This is a genomic window from Pseudomonas sp. 8O (genome assembly GCF_902506495.1).
In the GTDB taxonomy this organism is placed as follows: domain Bacteria; phylum Pseudomonadota; class Gammaproteobacteria; order Pseudomonadales; family Pseudomonadaceae; genus Aquipseudomonas; species Aquipseudomonas chaetocerotis.
This window is the reverse complement of sequence record NZ_LR733264.1, coordinates 443809-460561: the sequence shown is the minus strand read 5'-3', so window position 1 is coordinate 460561 and position 16753 is coordinate 443809. Positions and strand designations below refer to the sequence as shown.

Below are 16753 nucleotides of genomic sequence, written 5' to 3'. Positions count from 1 at the left end.
GCACTTTACATGGGGGCCAGCAGGCCGCCTGGATGGTTTGCAGAGCAGCTCACAGCGGCCATAATGCCCAGCTCGAACAGCGTCTAGAACAAGGATCGAACGTGAGCCAAGCCCTGATTGCCGCATTGCAGAACCCGGCCCTGTATCCGCATCCCGTGGATGGGTTTCAGGTCATTGAGACCCACATTTCCTGGATTTTGCTCACTGGCCCCTACGCCTACAAGATCAAAAAGCCGGTCAACTTCGGTTTTCTCGACTTCACCGAGCTGGATGCACGTCGTCATTTCTGCGAAGAAGAGCTGCGCCTCAACCAGCGCCTGACCCAGGATTTGTATCTGGACGTATTGCCGATCGGTGGTAGTGAAAATGCTCCCAGCTTCGACGGCAGCACCCCCGCCATCGAATACGCACTGAAAATGCGCCAGTTCCCGCAGGAACAACTGCTCAGCGCCATTCAGGCACGCGGCGAGCTGAACGACGCTCATATCGACGCCCTGGCCGAACAGATCGCCACCTTTCACCTGGACGCACCGCAGGTGCCGCAGGAACATCCGCTGGGTAGTGCAGAAGCGGTCATGGTTCCGGTGCAGCAGAATTTCGAGCAGATTCGCCCGATGCTCAGCGAGAAGGCAGACCTGCAGCAACTCGATGCCCTCGAGGCGTGGGCCCAGTCCAGCTACGAACGCCTGCAACCACTGTTGAGCGAACGCAAGGCGCAGGGGTTCATTCGCGAATGCCACGGTGACATTCACCTGGGTAACGCCGCCCAGATCGACGGCCGCGTAGTACTGTTCGACTGCATCGAGTTCAACGAGCCCTTCCGTTTCACCGACGTCACCGCAGATATCGCCTTCCTGGCCATGGACCTCGAAGACCGCGGCCTCAAGTGCCTGGCCCGACGCTTCATAAGCGGCTGGCTGGAACGCACTGGCGATTATGCAGCCCTGCAACTGCTGAACTTCTACAAGGCTTACCGCGCCATGGTCCGCGGCAAAGTCGCATTGTTCCGCCTGGGGCAGGAACAGGACTCGGTGCAGCGGGCGGTGATCCTGCGTCAGTACCGTGGCTATGCCGCACTGGCGGAGAGCTACAGCGCCATTCCATCGCCTTTCCTGGCCATCACCCATGGTGTCTCGGCAGTCGGCAAGAGCCACGTCGCCATGCGTCTGGTGGAAGCGCTGGGCACCATCCGCCTGCGCTCCGACATCGAGCGCAAGCGCCTGTTCGGCGAGCAGAGCGCCGAAGGCAAGGATCAGTTGGCCGCCGGCATCTACAGCGCTGACGCCAGCCAGGCGACCTACCAGCGCCTGCATCAGCTGGCGCGCCAGACACTACTGGCAGGCTTCCCCGTGGTGATCGACGCAACCTATCTCAAGGCAGCGCAACGCCAGGCCGCCAGCGAAATAGCCGAAGAGACCGGCGCGCCCTTCCTGATTCTCGACTGCCATGCGCCGCAAGCCGTGATCGCCAGCTGGCTGGAGCAGCGCCGCAGCGAAGGCCAGGATCCGTCCGATGCGACGCTGGAAGTGATCCAGGCCCAGCAAGCCAGCCGCGAGCCGCTCGACGACGAGGAACAGAGCCACAGCAAGCGCGTCGACACACATGACAGCGCAAGCCTGGACAGCCTGGTCGAGCGGATTCGCCAACGACTGCCTGGGATCTGAGCATCGCCCCAAGCAGTTGGCACGCCCTGCCAGGCAAACCCTGGCAGGACTTCTATACTGCCGGTGAAGCCATAACCGGTATCCGCCATGAGTCAGCCACGCCAGCTTGATCATCCGCTCTACCACCTCCTGCACAACGACGACGTAAAGGGCTTCAATGCACAGAAGCCGAAGGGCGTGGAAGTCGATCTGTCCGGTGGCGACTTTCGCGGGCTCGATCTGCGCAACATGGACACCGACGCCGTCAATTTCACCGATGCCTACTTCCGTGGGGCTGACCTGCGCGGCCTGGATTTCCGTAACGCCAGGATCGAAGGCGCCAGCCTGGCCCACGCGCAGATTTCCGGCGCCTACTTCCCCGTCGAACTGACCGCTGACGAGATTCTCATGTCGGTCAATTTCGGTACCCGCCTGCGCTATCGCACCAAGTAGACCTCTACGAATGACGACGCGAAGCACTCAGGCAATTGGCCGCTACACTTTTTGGCAGGCACGCCAACGTGAACCTTTCACCCGCACGCATGGAGGCCCGATGAACGACGAACTGCAACACTTGAAAAACCTGGGCAAGACCTCGGCGCAGTGGCTGCACGCCGTGGGGATTCACAGCGCCAACGACCTGCGTCGCTATGGCGCTGTGGGAGCCTATCGCGCAGTCAGAGCGCGCGGTTTTCGCGCATCCAAGGTGCTGCTTTACGCCATCGAGGGAGCTCTGCTCAATGTGCATTGGAGTGAGCTCCCCCCCGCACACAAGGCCGAACTGAACGGCAAGCTGGACGAAGCCCAAGGCCACAACAAGAGCTAGCTCACAACACCAGCGCAAGGTGATTTACTCGAAGAGCCGCACAGCCTATTGTTTCAGGGACCTTCGTGTGGTCAGCCAGTCCAGCCAGTTCAAGGAATTACGGTTATGTATTTACTCGGGGAGCAACCGGCCTACGCCGATCAGTTGATCAATCGCCTGCAGAGTATCCCCACTCAGCTGCTGGAAGGGCTGCAACCCGCGGGTGAGCCGCTACGTCTGGAGCGTGTCGATGATCTGGCTCAGGTACTGCCTGGCAACCAGCTGTTCATCATCGAGAACGGGCTGCTGCATGCGCTGGTTGATGAACGCCCGCTGTTCTATCTGCAGGAGGGCGATCTGGTCGGCCTGCGCCAGGGCATCGACCTCCCCTCCTGCCGCTACAGCAGTGAAGAACCCATCAGCCTGATTCCCTACTCGCGCAGCGAAACGTTCCAGCACATCTATGCCAGCGAGCAGCGCCAGGAACAGTTCATTCAATATCTGATCGGCCACACCGCTCTGCTGTCCGACGCACTGGCACGCCTGAAACAACCGGAGATCCGTCCGGCGACCGGCTTCCAGCATTTCGCTGCCGGCGAGGAGCTGATTCATCAGGGCGATGAAGCCGACCACGTGTTCATCATCATCGAGGGCCACGCCGAGGCCTACGTCGACGGCCAGAAGGTCGGCGATGTGCAAAAGGACGAAATCTTCGGCGCCATGGCGGTATTCACTCGCGAGAAGCGCAGCGCCACGGTGGTCGCCAGCGAACCTTGCACGGTCATGGTGATTCCCAAGGAGCAATTCCTCAGCCTGATGCAAAGCAACCCGCGCATCGCTCACAGCCTGATCGAGAGCATGGCTCGACGCATCGATCTGCTGAACAAGGAAGTCACTCAACTGCGCTTGCCTGGGGAATCCTGAGTCTCCACCCGCATCAGCGAACCCGGCCCAGAGCCGGGTTTTGCATTTATGAGCCCGGCAAAAACTTTCTGAGAAAAGTTCTCAAAAGGGCATTGACTATGGAATGAGAATTGTTATTATTATCTCAACTGGTCGCGAGATCAGCCGATAAGCTAAAGAGACCATTCAGTCGGACTCTTCAGATTATCTCCTCATCAGGCTAATCACGGTTATTGACCCGGCTCTTGCCGGGTCTTTTTTTGCCTGGCCGAAAGTGTGCCCTGCTGCACCCGGCACAACGTCCGCAGCGGACCTCAGTCGTCGACCTGCGCCAGCCAGTCCGGCAAATTGAAATGCAGGCTGATGCGTGCGATCAGCCCGTCCTGGATCTCGAAGAAGGCGCCGACGCGCATCTCGTAACGCTGCCCGCAGGCCTCCGGCAGGCCATCATCGGTAGCCAGGTACTCGCCGATAACGCGGTACTCGCAGGCCGCATGTCGCCCCTGTGGTTCGACCAGGATCACCAGCGACTCGATCATCTCGCGATAGCAATGCAGCTGCCGTTCCAGAAAAGCCGCGAATGCATCGCGCCCATGCTCGGTGAAACCCTGATTGGGCTCCAGAATCAGTCCGTCGCTGACCAGCGACAGGCAGGCGCGGATATCCCGATCATTGAGGGCGTTGAAATAACCTTGCAGCAGGTCGCGAACGTCTGTGGACATAGGCCAGGCTCCGAATCGGCAAAGCGCCGAGGATACCGTGCAGGCAGCTCACGAAAGGCGGCTAGGGTCGCAGTTTGGCGCAGTGATCCTGCTCCGGCTGCGCGGCAGTGAACCAGACGTAATCGGCCATGGAGGCGTCCACCGAGCGACCGACTTCAGCCAATATCAGCACCGCGCTGCCAGCCTGCGCGCCAAGGTCGGCCAGATGCAAGGGGACGCCGAGGTCCTTGCGCGCATGAAAGGCGCCGGCCAGCAGCAGGCTTGGCTGCGGCGCCGCCATCAGCGCCTCGGCCATGCGCCGGTCACGCTGCTGCTGCACGGCCAGCATCGCCGGCAACTGGCTGTCCGGCAGCAGGCCGCAGTGCGACTCGCGGATATCGGCCAGCAAACGCGCCTGCACCTCGGCTGCACCTGAGCGCTCCCCCGCAAGCGTCGGCCGCTGGCGATAAATCTGCATGATCTCGGTACGATCCAGATTGGCCGCGAGCAAGGGATAGGGCTGACGCAATTGATGCAACACCAGCGGCCCGTAAAGCGACCAGCCCCATCCCGGCTGCCAGGCCAGGGCGTCGAACGGATCGGTAATCGCCTGCCCTGCGCGCACGGTTTTCTGGGCCTGATCGACCTTGTTCTGCTGATCGGGGTTGAGCATCTCCATCAGCACGCTGCCCTGCGGGCGCAACCTGGATAGCTCGCGCGACAGCCAGAGCTGCAAGGCATGGTGATCGGGATTGTCGTGCTGCTCGCCGACCAGTACCCGCTGAGCCGGCGCAAGACGACTCAGCAGTTGCTCAGGGCTGACGCTCTGCCCGCTGACCAGATCGACGATACGCCCCAGATCGGCATGCTCATGCCCCAGTGGAGCGAGCGGCGCCGGCGGTGGCAGCACATTTCGACTCTGACAGGCGGCCAGCAGCATCAGACAGCTCAACAGAACGACTCGCATCGGGGTTTCCAAGATTCAGCGCGCGACGATCAGCGGGTGGCCGCGTTCGGGATGAGTCTGCACCAGCACTTCCAGACCGAACACGGCCTGCAGGGGCTCGGCACGCAACACTTCGGCAGGGGTACCCAGCGCATGCGCCCTGCCCTGTTCCAGCAACAATAGGCGATCGCAGTAGCGCGCGGCCAGATTGAGATCATGGAGGATCACCAGTACCGCCGCGCCGGATTCGGCCAGACGGCGAACCGCCTGCAGGCAGGTGTGCTGATGCAGCGGATCGAGCATCGAGGTCGGCTCATCGAGCAGCAGGGTCTGCCCCTCGCCGCCCGGCCACAGCTGCGCCAGCACCCGCGCCAGGTGCACGCGCTGGCGCTCGCCGCCGGACAACGCCAGGTAGCTGCGCCCCGCTAGGTGAACAGCATCGGCTGCCAGCAACGCCTGCTGCACGATCTGCGCGTCGCGCACGCGCCCGCTGTCATGCGGCAGGCGGCCCATGGCGACCACTTCCTCGACACGAAAGGCGAAATTCAGACTGGAACTCTGCGGCAACACGGCCAGACGCCTGGCCCGCTCCGGCCCGGCCCAGTCATCGAGCGCGCGCTGATCCAGCGTCACCTGCCCGGCGCTGGCCGGCAGCTCGCCGGTCATCGCCGCCAGCAAAGTGCTCTTGCCCGCGCCGTTGGGCCCCAGCACACCCAGCACTTCGCCGGGGTGCAACTGCAGATCGATGCCACTGAGCACCACGCCCTGGCCGCGGCGGACTTCCAGCTGTTCAACCCGCAGCATCAGCTTCGCCCCCGCACCAGCAGATAAAGAAAGAACGGCGCACCAATCAGCGCCGTGACAATGCCGATCGGCAACTCCGCAGGGGCCAGCGCCAGGCGCGCGATCAGGTCGGCCAGCAGCAACAGACTCGCACCGGCGAGCGCGGATGCAGGGAGCAACAGGCGATGATCAGGCCCCACCAGCAAGCGCATCAGATGCGGCACCACAAGGCCGATGAAACCGATCAAGCCGGCGGCCGCCACCGCAGCACCGACACCCAGTGCAGTGCAGAACACCAGCTCGCGCTTGAGGCTCTCCACATCGAAACCAAGATGACGCGCCTCCGACTCGCCCAGCAGCAGCGCGTTCAACGCCCGTGCCCGTCGCGGCAACCACAGCGCCACGGCCAGCGTGGCCAGCAACAACGGCCAGAGCCGTGCGTAACTGGCGCCATTGAGGCTGCCCAGGTTCCAGAAGGTCAGGGTGCGCAGGGTCGCATCGTCCGCCAGGTAGGTGAACAGACCGATGGCCGCCCCCGCGAGTGCGGTCAAGGCGATGCCCGCCAACAACATGGTCGCCACGTTGGTTTGCCCGTCACGCTGGCCCAGGCGATAGACCAGCGCCGTGACCAGCAAGCCACCGACGAAGGCACAGGCCGACAACAAATAGGGCGCGAAGGCCTCCGGTAAACCACCGAATGCGGCGCCGCCGACAATGGCCACCGCAGCGCCCAGCGCGGCGCCGCTGGAAACGCCGACCAAACCGGGGTCGGCCAATGGATTGCGAAACAGCCCCTGCATCGCCACGCCACAGAGTGCCAGCACCATGCCTACGGCCAGCCCGAGCAAGGTGCGCGGCATGCGTATCTGCGACAGGATCAATTCGGCCTGCTGTACCGACGCATCCGCCGTGAGAGGTAGGCCCAGCAAACGCAACGCAGCACGCATGGTATCGCCCAGTGGCAGACCGACCGGCCCGAGCGCCAGCGAGAGCCACAGCACGAGCACTAGCAACAGGCCCAGTGCGATGAACAATGGGCGCGTCGAAAAAGATGAGGTCATGGCTCGCGCTTGGCTTCGGCTATCGGAGATGGGCTAGCAGGATAAAAGCCTGCCGCGAGCATCGCCAGCCCATCCGGCACGCGCGGCCCAAGACCGCCGACCAGCAGGGTCGGGTCCAGCGCCAGCAAACGTCCCTCGCGCGCCGCACGCGTACCGGCCAAGGCAGGGTTCTGCTGCAGCAGGGCCTGCCTGGCCGCGTCACCCTCCAAAGCACGATCAGCCACCACCACGACCTGCGGGTCGAGCGCCAGCAGCGCTTCGCTGGACAACGCCTTGTAGCCATTGTGACTGGCCAGATTGCGTCCGCCGGCACGACGGATCAGCCAGTCGGCAGCAGTGTCAATACCGCCAATCAGCGGGCTGCCGCCCGCATGCCCGAGCAACAGCAACACACCGGGCGCCTCCTGGCTGCGCTGGGCCTGCTCAACCCATTGTTGCTGGGTCTGCAAGCGCGCCTGGTAATCAGCGAAGGCGCGTTGCGCTGCCGCCTCATCACCGAGCAACTGGCCCATGCGCTGCAGATTGGCCTGCAGGCTGTCCAGCTCAGCCCGGGCAGTCAGGCGCTCGATGCGTACGCCTGCCGCCATCAGTTGCGCGAGCACCGGCGGCGGACCCATTTCTTCACTACCAAGCAGCAGATCCGGGCGCAGGGCCAGAATACCTTCGGCCGCCAGTTGGCGTTGATAACCGACGCTGGGCAGCTTGGCCAGCGAGGCAGGATGACGACTGGTGGTATCGACGCCCACCAGTTTGCTCTCGCCTCCGAGCAGCACCACCCACTCGCTCAGCGCACCGCCGGAACTCACCCAGCGCTGCGGCAGCGGCTCGGCTGCCAGCACCACATTGGGAAACAGCAGGACGGCCGCCAGACCGCCCAGGATATTGGCAAGACGCATGATCTCGACTCCTCGAACGTGACATCGACCGGCCCCAACGGGAGACCGGCACACTCGGCTCAGGCCAGCACAGACAGTGATTCGGCCAGCTCGCGCCAGTCGTTACGCTCGGCCATGCCCGGCTTGCGTGCACCGAACAGCTGAATGACCAGTTCGCCATCGGCATCGAAGGCCTCCAGGCTGGTTATCACGCCGTCGAAACTGGGTTTGCGCACGCGCCACAACTCGACCACACCGCGCGTCTGCAGGTGCAAGTTGAAGTCGGGATCGAGCACGTTGAACCAGCTGTCCATCCAGCGCAGGTTGTGCACCGGACCAGTGTGAATCTGAATGCAGTGGCGGTTGCCGACGAACACCATGATCGGCACTTCACGGGCAGCGGCCTGCTCCATCAGCACCGTCAACTCAGAGGTCGCCAACGGCTGTGCCCATTGCTCGCCCGCCAGGCGCAGCGCCTGGGTACGGGCCACCTCATACTTCTTCAAAAGAGCGAAGAAATGGTGGGTGTCCTGCAGCGTCGCCCAGCCCTCACGCAACGCCTGACTGTCAACATCGGTGTCGACCTTGCGCAGCGGCGCAGCAGGCGGCGGCAGCAACTGCAATTCGGCGCTCTGCTCGCCAGCGAAGCGTTCGATCAGCGGCTGCCAGGCGCTCAGCTCACTGCGTTCGGTCAGGTAGACCTTGTGCACGGCAACGCCCTGCTGGTCGAACACCTGGATGCTGCGCTGGGTGCCCTTGGCGGTCTCCTCGGCGATGGCGAACACACTGGCCCAGCCACCGAGGAAAAGACGCAGGTCGATATCGGAAGACACCACCAGGCCTATTTGCCCAGATGCGGAAACACTCACCTCGCGATACAGCCCCTTGCGTTCATGGACGCAGTGCTCGTTGCGAGTCAGCACCATCACATGCCCCAGCTGAGCAAAAGCCGGCAGCAATTCGGCCCAGTCCGGACGCAGCCGCTGTGCATCGATGCCCACACGGTTTGCGGTCAGCTCGGCCTCGCTCACGCCCAACTGTGCTGCCGCCTCGCGGGCGCGCAGGCGTGGTTGTTCCAGGCGTAGCGCTTGCCAGGCCTGATAAAGATTGACCGCCTGAACGGCAGCAGTTGGAGCGGTACTCATGGGGAACAGTCCTTCTCGCGGGCGATTGCCAGTCTCTTTGCGGCACTGACGCCAGGCCAGCACCAACAGAACATATCGATAATCTACATGATAATCACTTATATAGAGCAGTAATCTGCCACCCCAATCATTGCAACGCCGCCAACCGTGGGCAGGCTTAGCCCCTATTGAAGATCATCTCACCTGACGAATGCCCGGTATCACGAGGCATCTGCTGAAGGATTTGCCGCAGACACTGCCGGCCACGCCGTCGTACCTGAGCATGGATGCGCCCTCTTTCTTCTTGCGGGATAATCAGTTCCTCTTGCGGCGCTACGCGCCATCTTCTCCAGAGAGAGAAGGTCATCAGAGGTCGCCACTAAGCGACTTCCACGCTAACGGGAAACCGCGATGATTCGCTTGTGCGCCCCACACGAACTGGTCGAAGGTCAGAGCCGGGGCTTTGTGATTGACCAACGGCCCCTGCTCGCCGTGCGCAGGGACGGGCAGGTACATGCCTATCTCAACCGTTGCCCGCATCGCGGCATTGCACTGGAATGGCAGAAGGACGATTTTCTCGATGACAGCGGCAGCCTGATCCGCTGCGCGACCCATGGCGCGCTGTTTCTGATCGAGAGCGGCGAATGCGTGGCGGGCCCCTGCGAGGGGCAGGCACTGCAGATGCTTAAGTGCAGGGAAGATGCAAACGGGATCTGGATCGCGCCATAGGGAGTCGCTGGGCAGCCCAGGTCGTGCGCACCGCGCCAGCGAAGCATAAGCCGGTGCGCGCGGCGCACCCTACGGGGGTTCATCGCAAGATGATTCGAGAGAAGCAGCACGACGTGCCGTAGGGTGCGCCATGCGCACCGGGCGATATTGATGATGTCGCGATGCATTCGGACAGTGTGTTGCGAATAGCCGGTGCGCAGGGCGCACCCTATCCCAGTACCTCTAGCCGGCGAACCAGGGCGATCCCCTCGGGACTGAGCTCGGCGCCGTAGGCCAGCACCTCAACTCCCGCAGCCTTGGCTTCGCGCAAGCCTGCAGCGTAAGTCGGGTCGATTTCTTCGGCAGCACGCACAGCGCGGATACCGGAGAGGTTCACGCAATACAGCTGCACGGTCCGCACACCGGCACGCGCCAGCGCAGCCAGCTCACGCAGATGCTTGGCGCCGCGCTGCGTCACCGCATCGGGAAAGGCCGCCACGTCGCTGCCATCGAAGCCCAGGGTGACACTCTTGACCTCGACGTAGACCTGACCATCCGGGTAATCCAGACGAAAGTCGGCGCGGCTGTTCTCCACCCCGTAAGGCACTTCGCGCTTGAACGCGGTAAAGCCGGCCAGCTCCGTGATCAGCCCGGCACGCAGCGCCTCTTCCACCAGCGCATTGGCTCGCGCGGTGTTGATGCAGGCCAGACGCCCCTGCGGCGTTTCGCTGATCTCCCAACTACCCGGCAGCTTGCGCTTGGGATCATTGCTGCGGCTGAACCACACCCGGCACCCTTCGCTCATGCAATTGAGCATCGAGCCGGTGTTGGCGCAGTGGATGGTCATCTGCTCGCCGCTGGCAGTCTCTATATCGGCGAGAAAGCGCTTGTAGCGACGCAGCAGGCGCCCTTCTTCCAGCGGCGGGTCAAAGCGCATCGGGCTTCCAGCTCTTCAGGCCACGAGCGATACGCTCGACCGCCTGCTGCAGGCGCTCGACATTCTGCGTGTAGGCGAAGCGCACATGGTGCCCGGCCTGATAGCGACCGAAGTCCAGGCCCGGAGTGAAGGCCACGTGTTCGGTTTCGATGAAGTGCCGGCAGAAGGCGAAGGCATCGCCGCCGAAGGCGCTGATGTCCGCATATAGATAGAAGGCACCTTCCGGTTCCACGGCGATGCCGAAGCCCAGCTCGCGCAACGCCGGCAGCAGGTAGTCGCGGCGGCGCTGGAATTCGTGACGACGCTCTTCAAGGATCGCCAGCGTGGCCGGCTCGAAGCAGGCCAGTGCGGCATGCTGCGCCATGCTCGGCGCGCTGATGTAGAGGTTCTGCGCCAGTTTTTCCAGCTCCGGCACGGCCGCCTCGGGCGCCACCAGCCAGCCCAGACGCCAGCCGGTCATGCCGAAATATTTGGAGAAACTGTTGAGTACGAAGGCGTCGTCATCCACTTCCAGCACACTCGGTGCATCACAGCCGTAGGTCAGGCCATGGTAGATCTCGTCTACCACCAGGTGACCGCCGCGCTGCTTGAGACAGGTCGACAGGGCTGCCAGCTCGTCCCTGTGCAGCAAGGTGCCAGTCGGGTTGGCCGGCGACGCAACCAGCGCACCGACGCTGCCCGAGTCCCAATGCCGCTCCACCAGTTGCGGGGTGAGCTGGTAACGCACGTCCGGGCCGACTGGCACCAGCTGCGCTGCCCCCTCGACCAGTCGCAGAAAGTGGCGATTGCACGGGTAGCCGGGGTCGGCCAGTAACCAGTGCTTGCCAGGATCGACCAGCAGGCTGGCGGCCAGCAGCAACGCACCAGAGCCGCCGGGCGTCACCAGAATGCGCTGCGGGTCGACATTCAACCGGTAACGTTCGGCGTAGAAGCCGGCGATGGCTTCGCGTAGCTGCGGCAGGCCGCGAGCAGCGGTGTAACGGGTATGCCCGGCAGCCAGCGCGGCCTGGCCAGCACGGATGATCGGCTCGGCGGTGGTGAAGTCCGGCTCGCCGATCTCCAGGTGGATCACATCGTGACCAGCCGCCTGCAATTCGTTGGCACGCGCCAGCAAGGCCATCACATGGAAGGGTTCGATGGCGCGACTGCGCGCACTGTAGAGCTGAGCCATGGGTCTGTCTTCTGGGTTGCGAGGCGCGGATTCTAGCAGGGCAGCTTCAGCCCGCGGCAAGGGCGTCAAAGCGCCGCTACGCTTACTGGCCAGTCCCATGCAGATTTCGTTCACAGCCCGGACAGGGCAGAGACAACCGGGAGTAGCGCGCCCCGATTCGATCTGGTAAGTTCGCCGGCTTGCAGTCGCAGGGCCGGACAAACGCCTGGCAATGGAATAACCTGCGCGATGGATTAGAAAGAGTGAGAGGCGTCATCCATGCCCACAAAAGAAAAAGCCAAAAGCACCAGCCAGCTGATTCGTGGTTTCGAACCCTATCAAGAGAAGAAGGGCGAGGAATACATGAGCGAGCCGATGCGCGCTCACTTCACCAGCATCCTCAATAAGTGGAAGCTGGAGCTGATGCAGGAAGTCGACCGTACCGTGCACCACATGCAGGACGAAGCGGCCAACTTCCCGGACCCGGCCGACCGCGCCAGCCAGGAAGAAGAATTCAGCCTGGAACTGCGCGCCCGTGACCGCGAGCGCAAGCTGATCAAGAAGATCGACGAGACGCTGCAACTGATCGAAGACAACGATTACGGTTGGTGCGACTCCTGTGGCGTCGAAATCGGCATTCGCCGCCTCGAAGCCCGCCCGACTGCGACTCTGTGCATCGACTGCAAGACGCTGGCGGAAATCAAGGAAAAGCAGATCGGTTCCTGATCTGACGACGGGGCGCTTAGGCGCCCCGCTCTGTTTCTGGCCTTGCCTCCATGAACACTGCCTATATCGGGCGTTTCGCCCCCACGCCCAGCGGCTACCTGCACTTCGGTTCGCTGGTCGCCGCCCTCGCTTCCTACCTCGATGCCCGCGCCGTTGGCGGCCGCTGGCTGCTGCGCATGGAGGACCTCGATCCGCCACGGGAAATACCTGGCGCACAGGATGCGATCCTGCGCACGCTGGAGACCTACGGTTTCGAGTGGGACGGCGAACTGGTGCGCCAGAGCGAGCGGCATGACGAATACGCAGCGGTGATCGCCCGCCTGTTCAGTCAGGGCCTGGCTTATGCGTGCACCTGCTCACGCAAGCAACTGGAAGGCTACGCCGGCATCTATCCGGGGTTCTGCCGTAACGCCTGCCATCCTGATCACGACGCCGCCATCCGCCTGCGCGTACCGGAGCTGGACTACCACTTCATCGACCGCGTGCAGGGTGAATTTCGCCAGCACCTGGGCCGTGACGTCGGCGACTTCGTGATTCGCCGGCGCGATGGTCTGTTCGCCTATCAGCTCGCGGTGGTACTGGACGATGCCTGGCAGGGTGTTACCGACGTAGTGCGCGGCGCCGACCTGCTCGACTCGACCCCGCGCCAGCTCTATCTGCAGGAGTTGCTCGGGCTGCGACAGCCGCGTTACCTGCACGTGCCGCTGATCATCCAGCCGGACGGGCACAAACTGGGCAAGAGTTATCGCTCCGCGCCCTTGCCGGCCGACCAGGCCAGTCCTCTGCTGCTGCGCGCCCTGCGGGCGCTGGGCCAGCAGCCACCCACCGAGCTGCAAGGCGCCAGCCCCGGCGAGCTGCTGGCCTGGGGCATCGCCAACTGGGACGCCACACGCATTCCACGCAGCCGCACCCTGGCCGAAGCGCAATTGAAGTAGCCGTAGCCCGGATGCAATCCGGGAACGATGGTGCAGGCATCCCCGGATTGCATCCGGGCTACGCGCTGTAAGGCCTCGGTGTGCGCGGCGCACCCTACGAGAGGCATCACAAGACGATTCGAGAGAGGCTACGCGAGGTACCGTAGGGTACGCCATGCGTACCAGTGCCTCCCCAGAGAACCTGGCACGACCTCGATGCTCGCGGCGCACCCTCCATCCTCCGGCTTCAAGTTTGTGGCTTGGAACGCGCGGCATCCTTTACCATCGCGGCATCTTTCGACGAGATGTCACATGTATATCTACCGACTGGTTCTGATCCTGGTAGTGGGGATCTACCTGTTCTCCCCGGCCATCATGGACTGGTGGATCGACCCCAATGGCGCCTGGTACCGGCCTTATCTGCTGTGGCTGATCCTGATCGTCGTCACCTTCATTCTTCAGAGCCAACGCGATGCTGACGAGCTTTAGCCTGAGCGAGCTGATCCTGATCAGCGCCGGCTATCTGCTGGTGCTGTTCGGCGTCGCCTGGGTCAGTGAACACGGTCTTATCCCCCGCTGGATCATCCGCCACCCGCTGACCTACACCCTGTCGCTAGGTGTCTATGCCAGCGCCTGGGCCTTCTACGGCACGGTGGGGCTGGCCTACCAGTACGGCTACGGTTTCCTCGCCAGTTACCTCGGCGTCTCCGGGGCCTTCCTGCTCGCGCCGGTGCTGCTCTACCCGATCCTGCGCATCACCCGCACCTACCAGCTGTCATCGCTGGCCGACCTGTTCGCCTTCCGCTTTCGCAGCACCTGGGCCGGCGCACTGACCACGCTGTTCATGCTGATCGGTGTGCTGCCGTTGCTGGCCCTGCAGATCCAGGCGGTGGCCGACTCCATCGGCATCCTCAGCCGCGAGCCACTGCAGGAAAAAGTCGCGCTGAGCTACTGCGGCCTGATCATCCTGTTCACCATCCTGTTCGGCGCGCGCCATATCGCCACCCGTGAGAAACACGAGGGCCTGGTGTTCGCCATCGCCTTCGAGTCGCTGGTCAAGCTGGTCGCCCTGGGCGTGATCGGCTGGTACGCGCTTTACCAGGTGTTCGGTGGTCCACGTGAATTGGAATTGTGGCTGGTACAGAATCAGGCGGCGTTGGCCACGCTGCACACGCCGCTGCAGGAAGGCCCGTGGCGCACCCTGCTGCTGGTGTTCTTCGCTTCGGCCATCGTCATGCCGCACATGTACCACATGACCTTCACCGAGAACCTCAACCCGCGCGCGATGGTCAGCGCCAGCTGGGGCCTGCCGCTGTTCCTGCTGCTGATGAGTCTGGCCGTGCCGCTGATCCTCTGGGCCGGCCTCAAGCTCGGGGCGACCACCAACCCGGAATATTTCACCCTGGGCCTGGGTATCGCGGTCAACAGCGAGACCCTGGCATTGCTGGCCTATGTCGGCGGGTTGTCGGCCTCCAGCGGCCTGATCATCGTCTCGACCCTGGCGCTGTCGGGCATGGCCCTCAACCACCTGGTACTGCCGCTCTACCAGCCACCGGCCGAGGGCAACATCTACCGCTGGCTGAAGTGGACACGCCGCACGCTGATCGCCTGCATCATCATGGCCGGCTACGGCTTCTACCTGCTGCTGGGGGCGCAGCAGGACCTGGCCAATCTGGGCATCGTCGCCTTCGTCGCCACTCTGCAGTTCCTGCCCGGCGTGCTCTCGGTACTGTATTGGCAAACGGCCAATCGCCGCGGCTTCATCGCCGGTCTGCTGGCCGGCATCAGCGTCTGGGCGCTGACCATGCTGCTGCCGCTGCTGGGCAACCTGGAAGGTTTCTACCTGCCACTGTTCAACGTCATCTATGTGCTCGACGACGCCAGCTGGCACCTCGCTGCCATCGCCTCGCTCGCCGCCAACGTACTGGTATTCACCCTGGTGTCGCTGTTCACCGAAGCCAGCCCCGAGGAAAAGAGCGCCGCCGAAGCCTGCGCAGTGGACAACGTGCGCCGCCCGCAACGGCGCGAGCTGGTCGCCGTGTCACCGCAGGACTTTGCCGCGCAACTGGCCAAGCCGCTTGGTGCCAAGACCGCGCAACGCGAAGTCGAGCAGGCCCTGCGCGATCTGCATCTGCCCTTCGACGAGAGCCGCCCCTACGCCCTGCGCCGCCTGCGTGACCGCATCGAGGCCAACCTGTCCGGCCTGATGGGACCGAGCGTGGCACAGGACATCGTGGAAACCTTCCTGCCCTACAAATCCGGCAGCGAGGGCTATGTCACCGAGGACATCCATTTCATCGAAAGCCGCCTGGAAGACTACCAGTCGCGCCTGACCGGTCTGGCCGCCGAGCTCGATGCCCTGCGCCGCTACCACCGTCAGACTCTGCAAGAGCTGCCGATGGGGGTGTGCTCGCTGGCCAAGGACCAGGAAATTCTGATGTGGAACCGGGCCATGGAAGAGCTCACCGATATTCCCGCACAACGCATCGTCGGCTCGCGCCTGAGCACCCTGAGCGAACCCTGGCAGAGCCTGCTGCAAGACTTCATCGAACGTCCCGACCAGCACCTGCACAAGCAGCACCTGGCGCTCGACGGCCAGATCCGCTGGCTCAACCTGCACAAGGCGGCCATCAACGAGCCCCTGGCGCCCGGTAACAGCGGTCTGGTGCTGCTGGTCGAGGACCAGACCGAAACCCAGATGCTCGAAGACAAACTGGTGCACTCCGAGCGCCTGGCCAGCATCGGCCGCCTCGCCGCTGGCGTGGCCCACGAGATCGGCAACCCCATCACCGGTATCGCCTGCCTGGCGCAAAATATGCGCGAAGAGCGCGAGACCGACGCCGAACTGACCGAAATCAGCGGGCAGATCCTCGAACAGACCAAACGCATATCGCGCATCGTCCAGTCGCTGATGAGTTTCGCCCACTCCGGCAGCCACCAACGCAGCGACGAGCCGGTGTGCCTGGCCGACGTGGCGCAGGACGCCATCGGCCTGCTGTCGTTGAACAAGCGCAACTTCGACATCCAGTTCTACAACCTCTGCGACCCGCAGCACTGGGCCTGTGGCGATCCGCAGCGCCTGGCCCAGGTACTGATCAACCTGCTGTCCAACGCCCGCGACGCCTCGCCCCCGGGCGGCGCCATCCGCGTGCGCAGCGAAGCCAGCGAACATACCGTCGACCTGATCGTCGAGGATGAAGGCAGCGGTATTCCCAAAGCGATCATCGACCGCCTGTTCGAACCCTTCTTCACCACCAAGGACCCCGGCGAGGGGACCGGCCTGGGCCTCGCGCTGGTCTATTCGATCGTGGAAGAGCATTATGGACAGATAACAATCGACAGCCCGGCTGACCCCGAGCGCCAATTGGGCACTCGAATTCGGGTCACCCTGCCAAGGCATGTCGAGGCGACGTCCGTAGCGATGTAAACAGCGAGAGAGGCTGCCAATGGCACCTCCGTGACCGTCGAGAGACCGAA

The 16753-nt window shown here is 63.4% G+C and carries 17 protein-coding genes; 9 read left to right on the top strand and 8 right to left on the bottom strand.

Annotation, left to right across the window (positions count from 1 at the left end):
• Positions 1–101: 101 nt before the first annotated feature.
• The 4 genes from GV002_RS04960 to GV002_RS04945 all read left to right on the top strand — a co-directional run bounded on the left by GV002_RS04960 (position 102) and on the right by GV002_RS04945 (position 3372).
• Entirely contained in the window at positions 102–1664 is a 1563-nt protein-coding gene (locus GV002_RS04960) for an AAA family ATPase (protein WP_160017316.1), read from the top strand.
• Between the two features lie 87 nt (positions 1665–1751).
• Positions 1752–2096: a pentapeptide repeat-containing protein gene (locus tag GV002_RS04955; RefSeq protein ID WP_160017315.1), complete on the top strand. Its 345-nt coding sequence runs from the start codon at positions 1752–1754 to the stop codon at positions 2094–2096.
• Positions 2097–2196: 100 nt separating this feature from the next.
• Positions 2197–2469 carry a TfoX/Sxy family protein gene (locus tag GV002_RS04950; protein WP_074679532.1) on the top strand — a complete coding sequence of 91 codons (273 nt, stop codon included), beginning with the start codon at positions 2197–2199 and terminating at the stop codon, positions 2467–2469.
• Positions 2470–2574: 105 nt separating this feature from the next.
• Complete coding sequence (locus GV002_RS04945) at positions 2575–3372, top strand: cyclic nucleotide-binding domain-containing protein (protein ID WP_017675299.1); 798 nt, start codon at positions 2575–2577, stop codon at positions 3370–3372.
• Between the two features lie 293 nt (positions 3373–3665).
• Here GV002_RS04945 and GV002_RS04940 read toward each other — a convergent pair whose 3' ends face one another.
• The 6 genes from GV002_RS04940 to GV002_RS04915 form a co-directional block, all read right to left on the bottom strand.
• Positions 3666–4073, bottom strand: a complete 408-nt coding sequence (locus GV002_RS04940; RefSeq protein ID WP_160017314.1) for a nuclear transport factor 2 family protein — start codon at positions 4071–4073, stop codon at positions 3666–3668.
• A 61-nt stretch (positions 4074–4134) separates the two neighbouring features.
• A complete protein-coding gene (locus GV002_RS04935; protein ID WP_160017313.1) occupies positions 4135–5019 on the bottom strand; it encodes a ChaN family lipoprotein in 885 nt (294 codons plus the stop codon).
• 15 nt (positions 5020–5034) lie between these two features.
• Positions 5035–5802: a heme ABC transporter ATP-binding protein gene (locus GV002_RS04930; protein ID WP_160017312.1), complete on the bottom strand. Its 768-nt coding sequence runs from the start codon at positions 5800–5802 to the stop codon at positions 5035–5037.
• Positions 5802–6788: a FecCD family ABC transporter permease gene (locus GV002_RS04925; protein ID WP_178094660.1), complete on the bottom strand. Its 987-nt coding sequence runs from the start codon at positions 6786–6788 to the stop codon at positions 5802–5804. Before GV002_RS04925 ends, GV002_RS04930 begins: the two co-directional genes overlap by 1 nt.
• A 50-nt stretch (positions 6789–6838) precedes the next feature.
• The gene (locus GV002_RS04920; protein WP_160017310.1) at positions 6839–7738 is read right to left on the bottom strand and encodes a heme/hemin ABC transporter substrate-binding protein; all 900 of its coding nucleotides are present in this window, start codon (positions 7736–7738) and stop codon (positions 6839–6841) included.
• 59 nt (positions 7739–7797) lie between these two features.
• Entirely contained in the window at positions 7798–8862 is a 1065-nt protein-coding gene (locus GV002_RS04915) for a hemin-degrading factor (protein ID WP_160017309.1), read from the bottom strand.
• A gap of 390 nt (positions 8863–9252) precedes the next feature.
• On the opposite strand from GV002_RS04915, the gene GV002_RS04910 reads away from it, so the two are divergent.
• Complete coding sequence (locus GV002_RS04910; protein ID WP_160017308.1) at positions 9253–9570, top strand: Rieske (2Fe-2S) protein; 318 nt, start codon at positions 9253–9255, stop codon at positions 9568–9570.
• Positions 9571–9778: 208 nt separating this feature from the next.
• On the opposite strand, the gene sfsA is transcribed toward GV002_RS04910, so the two are convergent.
• Positions 9779–10486: a DNA/RNA nuclease SfsA gene (gene sfsA / locus GV002_RS04905; RefSeq protein ID WP_160017307.1), complete on the bottom strand. Its 708-nt coding sequence runs from the start codon at positions 10484–10486 to the stop codon at positions 9779–9781.
• Positions 10476–11657, bottom strand: coding sequence for a pyridoxal phosphate-dependent aminotransferase (locus GV002_RS04900; RefSeq protein WP_160017306.1), 1182 nt, complete (start codon positions 11655–11657; stop codon positions 10476–10478). The genes sfsA and GV002_RS04900 overlap by 11 nt, the downstream gene beginning before the upstream one ends.
• 258 nt (positions 11658–11915) lie before the next feature.
• Between GV002_RS04900 and dksA the strand changes: the two genes are divergently transcribed.
• The 4 genes from dksA to GV002_RS04880 all read left to right on the top strand — a co-directional run bounded on the left by dksA (position 11916) and on the right by GV002_RS04880 (position 16703).
• Positions 11916–12362 (top strand): RNA polymerase-binding protein DksA, encoded by a 447-nt coding sequence (gene dksA / locus GV002_RS04895; protein WP_017675309.1) that lies wholly within the window; start codon positions 11916–11918, stop codon positions 12360–12362.
• Between the two features lie 50 nt (positions 12363–12412).
• Positions 12413–13297 (top strand): tRNA glutamyl-Q(34) synthetase GluQRS, encoded by an 885-nt coding sequence (gene gluQRS / locus GV002_RS04890; RefSeq protein ID WP_160017305.1) that lies wholly within the window; start codon positions 12413–12415, stop codon positions 13295–13297.
• Positions 13298–13588: 291 nt separating this feature from the next.
• Complete coding sequence (locus GV002_RS04885; RefSeq protein ID WP_003244646.1) at positions 13589–13765, top strand: hypothetical protein; 177 nt, start codon at positions 13589–13591, stop codon at positions 13763–13765.
• Positions 13749–16703 carry a sensor histidine kinase gene (locus GV002_RS04880; protein WP_160017304.1) on the top strand — a complete coding sequence of 985 codons (2955 nt, stop codon included), beginning with the start codon at positions 13749–13751 and terminating at the stop codon, positions 16701–16703. Before GV002_RS04885 ends, GV002_RS04880 begins: the two co-directional genes overlap by 17 nt.
• Positions 16704–16753 lie beyond the last annotated feature (50 nt).

What these genes read in the sequence shown, in the direction of transcription:
- GV002_RS04915 (WP_160017309.1), bottom strand. Translation starts at nt 8,862, where the DNA reads ATGAGTACCGCTCCAACTGCTGCCGTTCAGGCGGTCAATCTTTATCAG.
- sfsA (WP_160017307.1), bottom strand. Translation starts at nt 10,486, where the DNA reads ATGCGCTTTGACCCGCCGCTGGAAGAAGGGCGCCTGCTGCGTCGCTAC.
- GV002_RS04920 (WP_160017310.1), bottom strand. Translation starts at nt 7,738, where the DNA reads ATGCGTCTTGCCAATATCCTGGGCGGTCTGGCGGCCGTCCTGCTGTTT.
- GV002_RS04935 (WP_160017313.1), bottom strand. Translation starts at nt 5,019, where the DNA reads ATGCGAGTCGTTCTGTTGAGCTGTCTGATGCTGCTGGCCGCCTGTCAG.
- GV002_RS04950 (WP_074679532.1), top strand. Translation starts at nt 2,197, where the DNA reads ATGAACGACGAACTGCAACACTTGAAAAACCTGGGCAAGACCTCGGCG.
- GV002_RS04900 (WP_160017306.1), bottom strand. Translation starts at nt 11,657, where the DNA reads ATGGCTCAGCTCTACAGTGCGCGCAGTCGCGCCATCGAACCCTTCCAT.
- GV002_RS04885 (WP_003244646.1), top strand. Translation starts at nt 13,589, where the DNA reads ATGTATATCTACCGACTGGTTCTGATCCTGGTAGTGGGGATCTACCTG.
- GV002_RS04955 (WP_160017315.1), top strand. Translation starts at nt 1,752, where the DNA reads ATGAGTCAGCCACGCCAGCTTGATCATCCGCTCTACCACCTCCTGCAC.
- GV002_RS04910 (WP_160017308.1), top strand. Translation starts at nt 9,253, where the DNA reads ATGATTCGCTTGTGCGCCCCACACGAACTGGTCGAAGGTCAGAGCCGG.
- GV002_RS04940 (WP_160017314.1), bottom strand. Translation starts at nt 4,073, where the DNA reads ATGTCCACAGACGTTCGCGACCTGCTGCAAGGTTATTTCAACGCCCTC.
- GV002_RS04930 (WP_160017312.1), bottom strand. Translation starts at nt 5,802, where the DNA reads ATGCTGCGGGTTGAACAGCTGGAAGTCCGCCGCGGCCAGGGCGTGGTG.
- GV002_RS04945 (WP_017675299.1), top strand. Translation starts at nt 2,575, where the DNA reads ATGTATTTACTCGGGGAGCAACCGGCCTACGCCGATCAGTTGATCAAT.
- dksA (WP_017675309.1), top strand. Translation starts at nt 11,916, where the DNA reads ATGCCCACAAAAGAAAAAGCCAAAAGCACCAGCCAGCTGATTCGTGGT.
- GV002_RS04880 (WP_160017304.1), top strand. Translation starts at nt 13,749, where the DNA reads ATGCTGACGAGCTTTAGCCTGAGCGAGCTGATCCTGATCAGCGCCGGC.
- gluQRS (WP_160017305.1), top strand. Translation starts at nt 12,413, where the DNA reads ATGAACACTGCCTATATCGGGCGTTTCGCCCCCACGCCCAGCGGCTAC.